This is a genomic window from Ornithinimicrobium sp. INDO-MA30-4, from assembly GCF_021535045.1.
Taxonomy (GTDB): domain Bacteria; phylum Actinomycetota; class Actinomycetes; order Actinomycetales; family Dermatophilaceae; genus Ornithinicoccus.
The window spans coordinates 1,936,848-1,950,671 of sequence record NZ_CP091056.1 but is presented as its reverse complement, the minus strand read 5'-3'; the positions used below and the strand labels follow the sequence as shown (position 1 = coordinate 1,950,671).

Below are 13,824 nucleotides of genomic sequence, written 5' to 3'. Positions count from 1 at the left end.
CCCAACCCCGTCTCCTCCTGCTCAGCCCGGGCTTCCACGGTTACTGGCGCGGGATGTCCGCGGCTCTGACGCAGCGCGGCTATTCGGTGACGACAGGTATTTATGACCACCTGCCCACCCGGAAGGCCAAAGCGCACCACAAATTGCGTTACGAGTTGGCTGATCGATTTGGCAGCAACGGCACGGCCGCGCGGATCGAACACATCAGCGCCCGAATGCGCGCGTTGGTTTACGAGGTTAAGCCTGACGTTGCGCTCGTGGTGAAGGGCGACCTGCTTGACGCCAGCGTTTGGCAAGCCCTTGACGAGGTTGGCGCCTCGACCACCCTCTGGATGTATGACGAGATCCGACGCACCGAGTGGACACCGGAAAAGCTCAAGGTATGTGGTGCTGTCGCCTCCTACAGCAAGGCCGACACCGCTGCGCTGAATGCTGCGGGTGTTGCTTGCGCGTACGTGCCGCTGGCTTTCGACGCGTCGACGCAGATCACCCAGGCACCCGCCGTGCCGGAGGTTTCCTTTATCGGGGCCCGCTACCCCCAGCGAGAAGCCCTTTGAGTGAGGTTCACCAGTCCGGCGTGCCGGTCCGCGCCTATGGGCGTGACTGGTCCCACGACTGGCGAGACAAGGCCAGGACGTGGAACCGTCAGCGCCCCGATCTGCCCGCGGATCGGGACCTGGACCGCAGCCACGCGTACGGCGTGATGGCGGCCTCGACAGCCACGCTCAACATCCATGGCGACCAGGACGGCTTCACCATGCGCACATTTGAAGCACCTGGCGTTGGGTCCTTGCCGCTGGTTGACCGGGCTGAAGTTAGCGAGTTCTACGACGTGGGGACGGAAGCCCTGGTCTTTTCTGGTGCTGACGAGATCATTGATTACTACCAGCGCGCCTACGTAGAGCCATTGTGGGCTAGCAGTATCCGCCAGGCAGGGCAGCATCGCACTTTGGCTGAACACACGTTCGCGCATCGGATGAACGCACTGGAGGAATTGTGGACCTGACCAGCACGTTGCACAGGGCTGCGGTCTTCGCGACAGAGGCCACTGCATCTCCACTGGGCATCGGGCAAGCCGTGTATCTGCCTGAAATTGATCCCTTCACATGCAAAGCCGATCGGTATCCGACCATGACAGGACTGGTCTATCCGGCTGACCTTCGGGCCTGGCAGGCATGGGCAAAGCCGAGCGGACCCGCCGCAGCAATGCGTCGTTTGAAGCATCGCGTGAAGCCAGACGTGAAACCGAGCACGATGTGGTCGATGGGGCCTCTCGAAGCGCCCGTGGTTATTGTGCTTGACTCGCTGTCCCCAACAGCTCTCCTTGCCCTCGAGCGCCCGCTTCGACACCTTAAGCAAGATTCTGTGCGCCTGGTGATGCCGACTGGGGCGTTACCGCCCCAGTTTGTGGCCGCGGCAGTCCGTGAAATTGCGATCGACCGAGGTTTCGTGGGCAGCAAGGTCGTGGTGTCGACAGGGCACTATGCAGGTTTGGGCTCGGCAGGGTATGCACACGCCAATTCGGCAAGTGTTCCTTATGTCGTCGTGCAACACGGCCTCATCACCCCTACAACCCGCCGCTCGCTTCCGGGGCTCACCTGATGGCCTGGTCACAGGCCGACGCTGACTTCTGGGCGTCGGGCCGCACGGATGTGACTGCCGAGGTCATCGGTTCACAGTTGCTGTGGGAGGCTGCCCGTAACCCTGCTCCTGAGACAGCACTGGCGCATGACGACTTGCCATTGACCTACCTCGGGCAACTGCACGGCGCGGAGCTGCCTCGTCGCGATATGGCCCGCTCGACAGGTGCTTTTTGCCGCGCAACTGGGGCGACGTATCGCCCCCACCCCGCCGAGAGGGACAAGCTTTCCCGAGCCCAGCACGCGATCTGGCGACGCCAAGGCATAACTATCGACGACGGCGCTGTTCCGCTCGCCTCGCTCAACACCCCGGTGGTGAGTGCCTTCTCGACGGGTGTCCTCGAGGCGTCAGCGAAGGGCATACCGGCGTGGGTGCATTACGACAATCCACCTGCCTGGTTGACGGAGTTTTGGCAGCGGTACGGGATGGCGCAGTTCGGTGCCGAGCCCACCCCGCGCCGGTTGTGCCAGCACCTGAGCCAGCGGCGCTGCTGGCCGAGCGCATCACTGCGATGCTGGAAGAGTGAGTATGCGAATTTTGTGTTTAATCCCAGCTCGAGGTGGCTCGAAAGGTATCCCGGGCAAGAATCTGCGTTTAGTGGCTGAGAAGCCGCTCATTGCGTGGACCATTGAGCAGGCACTTGAAGCTGACGTCGAAATGGATGTCGTTGTTTCGACCGACGATGAGGCTATTGCGCAGGTGGCGCTGGCCGCTGGTGCCCAGGTGCCGTTTATTCGACCTCTTGAATTGGCCCAGGATGCAACCGCGACTGAGCCAGTCGTGGAGCATGCCATTGCCTTTCAAACTGAGCGCGGCCAACGGCCAGATGCCGTGCTCCTATTGCAGGCCACGTCACCTGTGCGACTCCGAGGCACGTTAGAGCGGGCGGTTGCGGAGTTTGAGGCTAGTGATTTCAATTCGATGGTGGGAGTTGTCCCACAGGCTCCCTTTATCTGGGAGGCCGGGGATACTCCGTGCGCGCACTATGATGTGACGAGACGCCCGCGCCGCCAGGACCTCACCTCCGTGACGATGAGATACCGCGAGACTGGCTCTCTTTATGTCACGTCCGTTGACATTTATGCGGAGCATCACAATCGCCTCGGTGGCCGGATAGGACTATTCATCATGGATGAAGCCGAAGGTATCGATATCGACACCTTCCATGACCTCGCGGTCGCCGAAGACCGATTGCAGCAACTAAGAAAGAGCGGCGCATGATTATCGAGCGAAACCTGGCGCCATACATCGTGTATGGGGAGGACCCAGTGCTGTCCGCGCTTGAAAAAATCACTGCCAACCAGGCGCACATTGTTTTTGTTGTGTCTGAGCACGGTCATCACTTGGGGGCCCTGTCCGATGGGGACTTCCGCCGCTGGTTGAGCGGCCAGGACAATGTGGATCTCACAGCCCCTTGTCGTGAAGTAGCCAACACCGACTCCCTGACCGTTGCGTCCACTGAGTCGGCGCATGAGATTGAGCGCCTGTTTCGTCCTGGCATCGTGCACATTCCGATGGTGGACGAGCAGCAGCACATCACTGCCATTGCGATTAACCGCAGTGACCAGTTCCGCATCGGTCGCTACACGGTTTCGCCGGATCACCCGGCCGTGCTGATTGCCGAGATTGGCATCAACCACCAGGGGTCGGTGGAGATGGCAAAGCACCTCGTCGACCTGGCTGCCGAAGCCGGCGCCGACGTCGTGAAGTTCCAGCTGCGAGACATGTCTGCGCTTTATCGGCAGTCCGGCACTGCCACCAATTCCGGCGAGGACCTTGGCCCGCAGTACACCCTGGATTTGCTAGCGAAATACAACCTGTCCGCCGAGCAGTTGTTCGAGGTCTTTGACCACCGCAAAGAGCGCGACATCGATGTGATCTGCACGCCGTGGGACGAGCCCAGTGTCACTGCGTTGATGGACTACGGCATCCCTGCCCTCAAGGTTGCCTCCGCAGACATGACGAACCACGCCCTGCTGACCAAGATGGGTTCCTACGGGGTGCCTTTGGTCCTCTCCACCGGTATGTCAACGGAGACGGAGATTAAGCAAACCGTTGACGTGGTGCGTGACACGGGTGCCCCCTTCGCGATGCTGCACTGCCAGTCGACCTACCCGGCGCCCTATAAGGACGTCAACCTCGCCTACATGCAGCGACTTGGCGAGTTGTCCCAGTCCCCAGTGGGGTATTCGGGCCACGAGCGCGGTTTCCACGTGCCGGTTGCCGCTGTCGCGCTCGGTGCCAAGGTCATCGAGAAGCACTTCACCACCGACCGTTCGTTGGAGGGCAACGACCACAAGGTCTCGTTGCTACCCCACGAGTTCGCCGAAATGGTGAAACGGGTCCGCGAGATTGAGGAGGCCATGGGTTCGGGGGCGCCTCGCGTGGTGTCCACCGGCGAGATGATGAACCGGGTCAATCTGGCGAAGTCGCTCGTCGCGAAGGGCCCGATCGAAGCCGGTCAGGTCATCAGCCGTGAGGACATTGACATCAAAAGCCCCGGTCGCGGTCTGCAGCCCAACTCATTGCAGCAGCTAATTGGCCGCACTGCGCAGCGCTCGCTGGCCTCGGGTGACTTCTTCTATGCCAGTGATTTGTCGGACACGGTGGCAACAGGTCGCGACTTCACCTTCAATCGCCCTTGGGGTCTGCCGGTTCGCTATCACGATGTCGAGACGCTGACCGAAAACTCCACTCCAGACTTCTTGAGTTCCACTTCTCCTATAAGGACTTGGAGTTGGACCCGGCTGAGGTTTTTGGCGACCAAAAGTTGCCGATGACCTTCGCGTGCCACAGCCCCGATCTGTTCGCTGGCGACTTCTTGCTTAACTTGGCATCGACGGACGATGAGCACTGGGAGCGCTCCATCGCGGAGTTGCAGCGGGTCATTGACCTCACCAACTCGATGAAGCCCTACTTCACGAGTGACAAAGATCCTGTGGTCATCGCTAGCGTCGGTGGCTTCACCTACGATGCCCACGTCGCGCGCGGCGAACTAGATGCCATGTATGCGCGGGTTGCTGCTGGCCTGGATCGCGTCGACACCACCGGGGTCCGCCTTGGTTGTCAGACCTTGCCTCCTTTCCCGTGGTACATGGGCGGGCAGTTGTTCTGCAACCTGTTCGTTAACCCGGTGGACACGGCCGAGTTCGCCAAGAAGTACAACCGCAAGTTGACCTTGGATATCTCACACGCGGTTGGCCGCGACCTTCCTTGGCATGTCATTCAGCGAGGCCATCGACTTCTTGGCGCCGCACACCGAGCACCTGCACCTCGTGGATGCGACCGGCGTCGACGGTGAGGGCGTGCAGGTCGGCGAGGGAGATGTCGACTGGGCACTCTTGGCGCAGCAGTTGGACGCGATGGCACCTGACGTCAGCTTTATCCCCGAGATTTGGCAGGGCCACGTCAATAACGGCGAGGGCTTCTGGACCGCGCTAGAGCGGCTCGAGCAATGGTTTTAGCGGCACCGCTGGCACTGTGGGTGATCCCCGTCGCAGATTCCGGCGGGGTTGCTCGGCATGTGCGCGACGTGCTGCGTGTGGGCATTCCCGGCTGGCGTGTCGTGGTGGCGTGCCCACCAGGCCCGCTCGCCGACGATCTGCACGCCGCTGGCCACCCTGTGGTGGAGGCGCAGATTGGCCCACACGCCGGATTGCCGGCGTCAGTCCGAGCGGTGCGCCGACTGTGCTCTTCGCTGCGACCCAGCATCGTGCATACCCATTTGTCGTATGCAGATGTCGTTGCGGCCATAGCGGTGCCGCGCGGAATCAAACTGGTCACCACCGAGCATGGCCTCGCTGGCGACGACACCGTCTATCACGGCACCTCGGCCAAGTCGAAGGTGATGGCTGGGGTGCACACCGCCCGCCTGAAGCGCTTCGCGGCAGCGATCGCCGTTTCCGGGCAACCGCGACCGTGATGAAGAGCAAATGGCACGCCAGCACTCCCATCACCGTGATCCCCAACGGCGTTGATCGGCCCGCAGCCATAACGCAGCGAGAGCCGGGGTGCAGTATGGCTCGCTGTCGCGATTGGCACCCGAGAAGCGCATTGGTGATCTCCTGCGCGCTTTTGCTGACGTCATCGACCGTGACCGCGCAGCACACCTCACCGTAGCGGGCGACGGGCCCTGGCCGATCAGTTGGCGAGCGAAGCAGTGCGCCACGGTGTTGACGGACACGTCGACTTCCCAGGCTTTGTTGACCCGATCGAGTTCGCCAAGAAGATTGACGTGGTCGCCCAGCTATCGATCTGGGAGAACTGCTCCTACACCTTGTTGGATGCCATTGTTGCTGGCCAAGGGGTTGTGGCCAGCAACGTTGGCGGCAACCCGGAGATCCTGCCGCGCCACTGCCTGGTTGATCCTGACCAGCCAGCGCAGGTGGCACAAGCGCTCTTGTCGCAAGCCCAACAGCCTGAGTTGCGACCTCAATTGCCGGCCGACTGGCCCTCGGTTAGCGCGATGACTGAGCAAATCGCCGATATCTATGCTGAGGTGACCCAATGAGTGGTTCCCGCGCGAAGGACGCCTGGGGTGATGTGCTGGCGGAGCCAGTTGCTGATCTCCGGAACCAACCGACCCAGCTGCCCACCTTCTTCTTGTTCATCCTCATCCCGGTGGTTACCTCACTGCCTGGCGTTGGAGCCCCAGTTAATGAGCTAGCCGCTGTGCTCATCGTGGGGCTATCCATCTTTCGACCCGCGCGTGATTTAACTATTCCCTTTTGGGCCTATCTCGGGTTGTTTGGTTCTGTCCTCGCCGTCTACTTCGGGACGTTCGCACTTGATGCCTTTGAGGTGCGCCGAATGGGGCACCTCGCAATTTGGGCCGGCCTCGCATTGGCCCTGATCTCAGGCCGCGTGCATATCGCCTCGGCCGCGCGAGGCATGGCGGTCTCGCTCTTTGTCGGTGCGGCATTGGGCATCGTTGGCTTCAACCTCGGAAGTTATGGCGGCCGACTGAACTCCTACTGGGGCGACCCCAACTCCGCTGGGTTATGGATGCTCACCGTCGGGTTGGTGTCAATCCCCTTCATCGCTTCGCGGCCCCGGCGCACCATCTTGATGATCGTCATTGCAGTCGCCCTGGTGATGACGTTCTCCAGAACTACTTTGGTGGCGGCCGCGATCGCCACTATTTGGTTTTGATGGGCCGACGTTTACCGCTTGTCCCCGCCGTGGGGTTGGTGGGTCTGATCACGTATGCCATTAATCAGATACCGGAAGAAGCAGCAATCTATGGCCCTTTCTCAGGCCGGGAAGGCTCAGACACGCTGCGTGCAACCATCGCAGAGCAAGTCGCGTACAAAATCTCCCAGCAGCCATGGTCAGGGGGTGGCGCAGGCAGCGCATCAGTGATCGTTGATGGGGACACCTTCTTTTCCACAATTCGTATGCTGCTGTCGTCTCCGAGGGTGGATATCTGGCTTTAGCCTGCATCCTCATCTTTCTGATCGGCTGTTTTGTGGGCTTGGTGCGGCTGCCTACCCGGTTGCGAAGCGGGTGGATGGAGTCGGCACTGCTGGCGATCGCAGTGGTCGCTGTCAGCCTGGGTGAGGTGTGGTTTGACCTCGCGGGGGCGGTCGTCTTCGGAATCACCGCGTGGTATCTCCTGGACGCGCGACGGCGCCGTGATGAGCGGACCTCTCGAGGGACCAAAGGCATCTTTGAGCGAGGTGAGCCCAGTGGTGGCCGTCACCTTCGCCGCTAATCAGGCCACGGTTGGTGGCGGCGAGGTCATGCTGTTGCGCACCGTGAAGGCGGCTCTATCCGCGGGGTACGACGTGAGCGTGGTTGGCTCGGCAGCCTCAGATGGGGTGGTTGATCAGGCCGCGGCACTCGGGGCCACCCCTGCGGCCTTAAAACTTCCAGCCGCGCTCAGTATGCCCGCGCCTTGCGCGCTTGGGATGCACGCCATCGAACGGGCTTGTTGTGGTGCCACGGATTGCTCCCTGCGGTGGCCACGGCTGGCCGCTCACATCGGGTTGTGCATGTGCATCAGCACCCGCAGAGCAAGTTGCAGTCTGCAGCACTCAGCGTGGCGCGCTACCGCGGGGATGTCGTGGTGAATTCGCACTTCGTCGCTACAGCGGTGCCAAACAGCCGTATTTTGTGGAACTGGACGGACGCGCCGCGATCGCGGGTGCGCAGCAACGGCGCCGTCGCCGTCGTCGGATTTTGGGCCGGTTAAGTTCGGACAAGGGAGTGGTTGACCTGTGTGAATCGGTCGCGGCGTTGCTTTCGCGGGGAGTGCGGATGCGGGTCTTTATCGCTGGGGAAAGCCGCTTTGTCGCACCCGCAGATGCCGACCGGGTCCAGGCAGCCATGAGCGCGCTTGGCGATCGCGTTGAGCATGTGGGCTGGATTGCTCGCGATGACTTCTTTGACGCTGTCGACATCGCAGTGTTCCCGTCGCGTTGGCAGGAGCCTTTCGGCCTTGTCGTCGCCGAAGCAATGGCAGCCAACGTCCCAGTGGTCGTCAGCGACGCTGGGGGTATCCCTGAGGTCGTGGGCGACGGCTATCCGTACATGAGTCGCGCGGAGACGTGCAATCACTGACGCAGACTTTGAGTCGGGCGATTCAAGAATTGTCATCCCCAACTATGGCCCGCGCGGTGCAGGCCAGCCATGATCGCTGGTCAGCCAACTTCAGCCCAGAGCAGGGCGAAGGGCGTTTTCTTGCCGAGTTAGAGCGCGCGACAGCAAACGGGGTCCGCAGATGATGAAGTCTCCTTGGCTGTCGAGTCAGCCTCAATTGCTGGCCAGACCCGCCGCCCCACGCACGATGTCACCGAGAATTGAACGCTAGGAACCTCAACGATGAAACGCGCACTAATCACCGGCATCACCGGACAAGATGGTCTCTACCTCGCTGAACTGCTGCTGAGCAAGGGCTACGAGGTGCATGGGATGGTCCGTGGCCAAAACAACCCCAAGATCGCAATGGTCCAAGAGGCCGTCCCCGATGTCATCCTGCACACCGGCGACCTCACCGATCTCTCTAGCCTGATGCGCACGCTGCGGCAGGCTCAGCCCGATGAGGTCTACAACCTGGGTGCGGTGTCTTTCGTCGCCTACTCATGGGAAAACGCGCATGTCACCACCGATGTGACTGGCACGGGGGTGTTGAACATGCTGGAGGCGGTGCGATTGCACGCCGGTGATAGTCCGGAGTCGATCCGCTTTTATCAGGCCTCAAGCTCTGAGATGTTCGGCAAGGTCCAAGAGGTGCCCCAGAAAGAGTCAACCTTGTTGTGGCCGCGCTCTCCCTATGGTGTGGCCAAAGTCTTCGGCCACTACATGACGATTAACTACCGCGAGTCCTATGGGATGCACGCATCGTCGGGTGTGCTCTTCAACCATGAATCACCGCGCCGCGGCCCAGAGTTTGTGACGCGCAAAGTGAGTCAGGCGGTGGCGCGGATTGCGTTGGGACTACAAGACGACATCACCTTGGGCAATCTTGACGCCAAACGCGACTGGGGCTTCGCTGGCAACTACGTCGAAGCAATGTGGCTCATGCTGCAGCAGGACGAGGCCGATGACTACGTCATTTCAACCGGTGAGAGCCATTCAATTCGGGATCTGCTGGATGTTGCTTTCAAGCACGCCGGTATTGATGACTGGGGCCACCTGGTCAAGCAAGACCCGCGGTTCATGCGGCCTGCTGAGGTTGAGTTGTTGATCGGTGACTCCAGCAAGGCGCGCACGGTGTTGGGTTGGGAGCCCACAGTGAGTTTCACCGAACTGGTGCAGATGATGGTCGACAACGATCTGGCTGAGCAGCGCAAGTTGGCAGGCAAGTGAGTGCTCACGTCGCGCTGATCACGGGTGTCGCCGGCCAGGACGGTTCGTACCTAGCCGAGCTTCTCGTGAGCAAGGGCATCGATGTGCATGGTGTGGTTCGCGCCGAGGACGACCGCACCCATGTGCCAGGCGGGGTTACCGTCCATGTGGCTGACATCAGGGACACCCTACGAATGTCTGAGGTTCTTTCCGATGTCGAGCCAACCGCCGTCTTTCACCTCGCGGGCATCAGTTCGGTAGGGCTCTCTTGGGAGCAACCGCTCTTAGCGGGCCACGTGACGGGCTTAGCCGTTGCCGGCCTGCTCGAGGCGGTCTGGGCACAGCAGACGAGGAGGGGGTGCCAATTCGCTGGGTGCAGGCCTCAAGTGCCGAAATCTTTGGCGAACCGACAACGTCTCCGCAAACTGAAGAGACCCCGTTGGCGCCGGTCAACCCTTATGGGGCGGCCAAGGCATACGGGCATTTACTGACTGGGGTGTATCGGGCTCGAGGGATGCATGCCAGCACGGTGGTGCTCTACAACCATGAGTCGCCGCGGCGGCCTGAGCGGTTTGTCACGCGCAAGATCACCGCTGGTGTAGCGCGAATTGCCGCCGGGCAGCAGAGCGAGTTGGTTCTCGGCAACCTGGATGCGCGACGTGACTGGGGATGGGCACCGGACTATGCCAAGGCGATGTGGCTCGCTAGCGAGCGTGAAGCCGCTGGCGACTACGTGATCGCGACGGGGCAAGCGCACTCGGTTCGTGATTTTGTGGGGGCCGCTTTGCCGCGGTGGGTATCGCCGACTGGGAGCACCTGGTGCGCATCGATCCTCAATTCTTCCGGCCCGTGGATGCCCACGAGCTGGTGGGAGATGCCAGCAAGGCCGCTCGTGAGCTGGGTTGGCGACCGTCGGTGACTTTCGCAGAGATGGTGGCCCAGATGGTGGCTGCCGATATTTCGGAAATCCACCAAGGACAACAGTGAGCAGGCCCCGTGTCGCGATCGCCCATGATTATGTGACGCAGCGAGGTGGCGCCGAACGGGTTGTCTTGGCGATCTTGCGTGCTTTTCCGGGGGCAGAGGTGCACACCACGTTTTACAACCCGCAGACCACCTACCCGGAGTTTGGCGACTACAAGGTGCATGTTTCGTCAGCCAATCGCGTTGCTCTGTTGCGTACGGACCCCCGTCGCGCATTGCCGATCTTGGCGGGTCTCTCGAGTCGGATGAAGATCGACGCGGACGTCGTCATCGCTTCTTCCTCCGGGTGGGCTCACGCGTTTCCAACCACGGGTGCGCGCATTGTGTATTGCCACTCACCTGCTCGATGGTTGTATGAATCAGCGGATTATCTCGGCGACGCCCCGCGCCTTTCGCCCAAGCGGGTGGCTCTCAAGGCATTGAAGAAGCCACTGCTGTCCTGGGACCGCAAAGCAGCGGTCGGAGCGGACACCTACTTTGCCAATGCGCGGGTGATCCAAGAGCGTATCCACCGCGCCTATGGCCGTGAGTCCGAGTTGTTGGGTCCGCCCACGACCTTTCCCACGGAAGGCTCCATCGAGCCGGTCAACGCGCTGAGCGACTGGGGGGCGGGTGGTTTCACCCTCTTGGTCTCCCGATTGATGGCCTATAAGAATGTTGACAAGGCCATTGAAGCGGTGCGCGGCACGAATCGCCGACTCGTGGTTGTCGGGTTTGGACCAGAACGGGAGCGATTGCGGGCGCTGTTGCCCAACAATGCGCGGATTGTTTCTGACCTCAGCGAGGCCCAACTGCGCTGGTGCTATCGGCATGCCACGTTGCTTTTGGCTCCGAGTCGCGAAGACTTTGGCCTTACACCGTTAGAGGCGAATCGGTTCGGTATCCCCACGGTCGCCCTTCGCGCAGGTGGGTATCTCGATACCGTTCAAGAGGGAGTCTCTGGGGAGTACTTTGACGACGTCTTCCCAGATCAAATTCGCGCGGCCCTCGACCGTGCGGATGAGCGTGTGGCAGCGCAGTGCGGTGGAGGCCAACGCTGCGCGGTTTAGCGAAACTGCGTTTGCCCAGCGCTTGCGGGCTGAGGTTGACCGCTTGGCTTAACCGTCCAGCGGGTTGGTCCATTCGAGGCCGTCATCGCTGATCAGGAGATCGTTGCCCGCTTGCACATACATCGTGTCGTCTTCATCAATGGCCAGGCCAGTTGCGGCAGTCCTAAAGCCTATGCAGCTCAACTCAGACCATTGCTCTTCCTCGGAGTCGCCGACCTCTGCCGTGCCGTATTCGAGCACTCTCGAGGAGCAACTCTCGGTGCTGACGATGGCATAGAACGTCTCGTCTTGGGTCTGCGCTACGCCCGTGATCTCAGGCAATCCCGTAATGCCGTTGACTTCCCCCTCGCTGGTGATGCGCGAGATTGAGCCGCCGTCACCGCAGAGAGCTAGTGCCTCATCGGCGCCATCGTGAACCGACGCTATGGCACACGTGTTTGAGTCGCTCGGGATCGAGTCGTCCTCCTCGGTCGTCCATGATTGGCCGCCATCGTCAGAGGTCGCCTTAGTCGCGGTGCAGTCTTCGTCGGCGCCAATCAGGGTGAGGTCATCACCATCAATGTTTGCCGATTGGATCTTGCTCAGCGGCACAGCCGAGGTCTCGACGAAAGCCTCGCTGGCTCCATCGGTCACCCACAAGTCGGCTCGGACGCGCTGGTGCAACTGCCCAACTGAGCGCGAATCAATGAACCATTGCTGCTGACATCTAGCACGAGTGGCCCAAATATCTCGTCGGTTGCTCCGACGCTCGCGGTGGACGTAGAGGGGTCCAGATCAGCAGCGGTTGAAGGCGCAGAGGAGGCGCCGCGACTGGCCCACCAGGCTGCCGCGAGAATGGCGACCATTGTTAAGGCCAGCGCGACAATCAGGGCGCGAGAGCGGGTCATTGCTGATCAGCTCCGACGTGAGCGACGGCTTTCAGCGCTGAGGTCGCGCTCACCGGTCGTCGAGGTTTCGTCGATCGGGCCAGCTTTGCAGCGGCCTTCTTCTCCGCCTTGGCTTTTCGGCGTGACGCCTTGCCGTAAACAGAGGTGTAATAACTGTCCTGTTTGCTGGTCTTGTAGCCGTAGCCGTAAACGACGGAGCCCATGCCCTTCATGGGTGCCTTGTTGAGCACCACCCGAGCAACTTGCTGTTGACGCGGCTAAGAATCTTGGCGCTCTGCTGGATGTTTTCCTTAAAGGTCGACCCGACCGTGACGACCAAGAGCGTGCCGTCAACGGCCGCGCTGAGCAGGCCCCCATCGGTGACCGGCAGCAGTGGCGGGGCGTCAAAGATCACGAAGTAGTCACCGCTTAACTCGCGGACCAACTGTTCCATCCGCAGGGAGCCCAGCAATTCACTCGGGTTCGGCGGGACCCGACCAGCAGTCAAGATGCTCAAGTGGGGGATGTCTGAATCCTGGATGGTGTCTGCAACGTCCACATCGCCTGCCAGCACCTGGGTCAGGCCAACGGCTGAGTCGGCGCCCATTCGCTTGGCCACCGTCGGACGCCGCAAATCAGCGTCAACGAGCAGTGTGCGCTGACCAGCACTGGCCAACATGATCGCCAAGTTAGAGGCGACTGTCGACTTGCCCTCTTGAGCATTGGAACTGGTAACGATGATGGAGCGCGGGGGGCGGTCAACATCGGCGAAGCGCAGGTTGGTACGCAGCTGACGCAAGGCTTCAGACGCTGGACCCTGGTCTTCTAGGCTGCCGTCGACGGGAGCGGTTCGCAGGTCCTTGGTGTCAGGCAGGATGCCCAAAACTGGGACGTCGATGGTCTCTTCGACGTCACTCACCGAGCGGATCTTGCGGTCCAGACGGGTGCGGATAAACGCGATGGCGTAGCCGGCGCCCAAGCCAATCAACGCACCGATAGCCAAGTTGAAGGGGTAGTCAGGCGACGAAGGCGATGTTGGCAGCAGTGCTTCCTCGACCGGCACCACCTGGATAATCGAGTTGGCCTGCTCGCCTTCAGCGCGGTCCTGGTTTTCAATCTCGAATGCCTCGGCAGCCGTGGCTGCGATCACCGCGTTAGCCACTGCCTGGGCCTGCTCTGGGCTACTCGACGTGGCTTGAATCTGCATCAAGTTGGAGTCAGGAGCAACAGAGGCGGAGATCGATGCCGCGAGGCCCGACGGGTCTGCGTCGATGCCCAACTCTTCGATAACGCGTTCAGCAACGGGACGGCTGCTGACCAGCGGCACGTAGGCGGCGGCTCGTTCCTTAGCCAAACTGGCACCCGAGAAAGCATCGCCGACGGTGGACGAATTGCCAGCCACCACGTACCCCGAGGCGTTAGCGACGTACAGAACGGGCTGGCGCAATGTGTAAGCAAAAGACAGCGCAAGGCCAAGGGTAATCATCAGCAGAATC

22 protein-coding genes and 1 pseudogene are annotated in these 13,824 nt (G+C 61.2%); 19 read left to right on the top strand and 4 right to left on the bottom strand.

Features of this window, described 5'->3' with window-relative positions; all coding sequences use genetic code 11:
• Positions 1–53 precede the first annotated feature (53 nt).
• The 19 genes and pseudogenes from L0A91_RS11700 (at position 54) to L0A91_RS11615 (ending at position 11,462) form a co-directional block, all read left to right on the top strand.
• Positions 54–557 (top strand): hypothetical protein, encoded by a 504-nt coding sequence (locus L0A91_RS11700; protein WP_235244590.1) that lies wholly within the window; start codon positions 54–56, stop codon positions 555–557.
• Positions 554–1,006, top strand: coding sequence for a glycosyltransferase (locus tag L0A91_RS11695; protein ID WP_235244589.1), 453 nt, complete (start codon positions 554–556; stop codon positions 1,004–1,006). Before L0A91_RS11700 ends, L0A91_RS11695 begins: the two co-directional genes overlap by 4 nt.
• A gap of 125 nt (positions 1,007–1,131) precedes the next feature.
• Positions 1,132–1,602: a hypothetical protein gene (locus L0A91_RS11690; RefSeq protein ID WP_235244587.1), complete on the top strand. Its 471-nt coding sequence runs from the start codon at positions 1,132–1,134 to the stop codon at positions 1,600–1,602.
• The gene (locus L0A91_RS11685; RefSeq protein WP_235244586.1) at positions 1,602–2,246 is read left to right on the top strand and encodes a hypothetical protein; all 645 of its coding nucleotides are present in this window, start codon (positions 1,602–1,604) and stop codon (positions 2,244–2,246) included. Before L0A91_RS11690 ends, L0A91_RS11685 begins: the two co-directional genes overlap by 1 nt.
• Positions 2,239–2,862, top strand: a complete 624-nt coding sequence (locus L0A91_RS11680; protein WP_311197800.1) for an acylneuraminate cytidylyltransferase family protein — start codon at positions 2,239–2,241, stop codon at positions 2,860–2,862. The genes L0A91_RS11685 and L0A91_RS11680 overlap by 8 nt, the downstream gene beginning before the upstream one ends.
• On the top strand, positions 2,859–4,421 hold the full coding sequence (locus L0A91_RS11675; RefSeq protein WP_235244585.1) for an N-acetylneuraminate synthase family protein: 1,563 nt from the start codon (positions 2,859–2,861) through the stop codon (positions 4,419–4,421). Before L0A91_RS11680 ends, L0A91_RS11675 begins: the two co-directional genes overlap by 4 nt.
• Positions 4,379–4,942 carry a TIM barrel protein gene (locus tag L0A91_RS11670; RefSeq protein ID WP_235244584.1) on the top strand — a complete coding sequence of 188 codons (564 nt, stop codon included), beginning with the start codon at positions 4,379–4,381 and terminating at the stop codon, positions 4,940–4,942. Before L0A91_RS11675 ends, L0A91_RS11670 begins: the two co-directional genes overlap by 43 nt.
• On the top strand, positions 4,917–5,105 hold the full coding sequence (locus L0A91_RS11665; protein WP_235244583.1) for a hypothetical protein: 189 nt from the start codon (positions 4,917–4,919) through the stop codon (positions 5,103–5,105). The genes L0A91_RS11670 and L0A91_RS11665 overlap by 26 nt, the downstream gene beginning before the upstream one ends.
• Entirely contained in the window at positions 5,096–5,563 is a 468-nt protein-coding gene (locus L0A91_RS11660) for a glycosyltransferase family 4 protein (RefSeq protein WP_235244582.1), read from the top strand. Before L0A91_RS11665 ends, L0A91_RS11660 begins: the two co-directional genes overlap by 10 nt.
• Before the next feature lie 222 nt (positions 5,564–5,785).
• Complete coding sequence (locus L0A91_RS11655) at positions 5,786–6,151, top strand: glycosyltransferase (protein ID WP_235244581.1); 366 nt, start codon at positions 5,786–5,788, stop codon at positions 6,149–6,151.
• Positions 6,148–6,792 (top strand): hypothetical protein, encoded by a 645-nt coding sequence (locus tag L0A91_RS11650; protein ID WP_235244580.1) that lies wholly within the window; start codon positions 6,148–6,150, stop codon positions 6,790–6,792. The genes L0A91_RS11655 and L0A91_RS11650 overlap by 4 nt, the downstream gene beginning before the upstream one ends.
• A 358-nt stretch (positions 6,793–7,150) precedes the next feature.
• Positions 7,151–7,354, top strand: a complete 204-nt coding sequence (locus L0A91_RS11645; protein WP_235244579.1) for a hypothetical protein — start codon at positions 7,151–7,153, stop codon at positions 7,352–7,354.
• The gene (locus tag L0A91_RS11640) at positions 7,332–7,712 is read left to right on the top strand and encodes a hypothetical protein (protein WP_235244578.1); all 381 of its coding nucleotides are present in this window, start codon (positions 7,332–7,334) and stop codon (positions 7,710–7,712) included. Before L0A91_RS11645 ends, L0A91_RS11640 begins: the two co-directional genes overlap by 23 nt.
• Positions 7,713–7,755: 43 nt before the next feature.
• Positions 7,756–8,202 carry a glycosyltransferase gene (locus L0A91_RS11635; RefSeq protein WP_235244577.1) on the top strand — a complete coding sequence of 149 codons (447 nt, stop codon included), beginning with the start codon at positions 7,756–7,758 and terminating at the stop codon, positions 8,200–8,202.
• 261 nt (positions 8,203–8,463) lie between these two features.
• A complete protein-coding gene (gmd, locus tag L0A91_RS11630; RefSeq protein WP_235244576.1) occupies positions 8,464–9,450 on the top strand; it encodes a GDP-mannose 4,6-dehydratase in 987 nt (328 codons plus the stop codon).
• Positions 9,447–9,737 (top strand): annotated as a pseudogene (locus tag L0A91_RS17585) (GDP-mannose 4,6-dehydratase); the annotation flags it as partial. The gene gmd and the pseudogene L0A91_RS17585, both read left to right, overlap by 4 nt.
• A gap of 50 nt (positions 9,738–9,787) precedes the next feature.
• A complete protein-coding gene (locus tag L0A91_RS11620) occupies positions 9,788–10,348 on the top strand; it encodes a GDP-mannose 4,6-dehydratase (protein ID WP_260115205.1) in 561 nt (186 codons plus the stop codon).
• On the top strand, positions 10,297–10,416 hold the full coding sequence (locus L0A91_RS17580; protein WP_260115204.1) for a hypothetical protein: 120 nt from the start codon (positions 10,297–10,299) through the stop codon (positions 10,414–10,416). The genes L0A91_RS11620 and L0A91_RS17580 overlap by 52 nt, the downstream gene beginning before the upstream one ends.
• A gap of 32 nt (positions 10,417–10,448) precedes the next feature.
• Positions 10,449–11,462: a glycosyltransferase gene (locus L0A91_RS11615; RefSeq protein ID WP_235244575.1), complete on the top strand. Its 1,014-nt coding sequence runs from the start codon at positions 10,449–10,451 to the stop codon at positions 11,460–11,462.
• Positions 11,463–11,510: 48 nt separating this feature from the next.
• Here the strand turns inward: L0A91_RS11615 and L0A91_RS11610 are convergent, their stop codons facing one another.
• Genes L0A91_RS11610 through L0A91_RS11595 form a run of 4 tightly spaced genes read right to left on the bottom strand, consistent with a single transcriptional unit; the run spans position 11,511 to position 13,814 of the window.
• A complete protein-coding gene (locus tag L0A91_RS11610) occupies positions 11,511–12,125 on the bottom strand; it encodes a hypothetical protein (protein ID WP_235244574.1) in 615 nt (204 codons plus the stop codon).
• Positions 12,092–12,349 carry a hypothetical protein gene (locus tag L0A91_RS11605; protein ID WP_235244573.1) on the bottom strand — a complete coding sequence of 86 codons (258 nt, stop codon included), beginning with the start codon at positions 12,347–12,349 and terminating at the stop codon, positions 12,092–12,094. The genes L0A91_RS11610 and L0A91_RS11605 overlap by 34 nt, the downstream gene beginning before the upstream one ends.
• Positions 12,346–12,561: a hypothetical protein gene (locus L0A91_RS11600; RefSeq protein WP_235244572.1), complete on the bottom strand. Its 216-nt coding sequence runs from the start codon at positions 12,559–12,561 to the stop codon at positions 12,346–12,348. The genes L0A91_RS11605 and L0A91_RS11600 overlap by 4 nt, the downstream gene beginning before the upstream one ends.
• Positions 12,558–13,814 carry a polysaccharide biosynthesis tyrosine autokinase gene (locus L0A91_RS11595; RefSeq protein ID WP_235244571.1) on the bottom strand — a complete coding sequence of 419 codons (1,257 nt, stop codon included), beginning with the start codon at positions 13,812–13,814 and terminating at the stop codon, positions 12,558–12,560. The genes L0A91_RS11600 and L0A91_RS11595 overlap by 4 nt, the downstream gene beginning before the upstream one ends.
• Between the last annotated feature and the right edge of the window lie 10 nt (positions 13,815–13,824).